The organism is Agrobacterium sp. DE0009 (assembly GCF_007680755.1).
Taxonomy (GTDB): domain Bacteria; phylum Pseudomonadota; class Alphaproteobacteria; order Rhizobiales; family Rhizobiaceae; genus Agrobacterium; species Agrobacterium tumefaciens_B.
Genome location: NZ_VEIU01000059.1, coordinates 1 through 239, shown reverse-complemented (window position 1 = coordinate 239; position 239 = coordinate 1). Strand labels below are relative to the sequence as shown.

The following is a 239-nucleotide window of genomic DNA, read 5'->3' as shown; positions in this document are numbered from 1 at the left end:
TCACACGCTCTCACGAGAAACTCAGCACACTCACCCGCTTTCACGCGCATCAATTCCAAAAACCACTGAGGCCTGCCCACCCCCGGTACCGGCAGCTCCTCGGACGGCATCACACTCACCCGCCATCTGGTGATTGACGCCGTCGGCTGGCCAAAATCATTTGCCTCCGTCTGCCGTCGCCATCGGCGGACACCAAGCGCCATCGTCCCGGTTCGCTCGGCAGCCAGCTGCAGGCGTCG

Annotated in this window: 1 pseudogene; it reads right to left on the bottom strand. The window is 63.2% G+C overall.

From position 1 onward, the window contains the following. Window positions 1–239 (bottom strand): annotated as a pseudogene (locus FS804_RS25340) (damage-inducible mutagenesis protein); the annotation flags it as partial.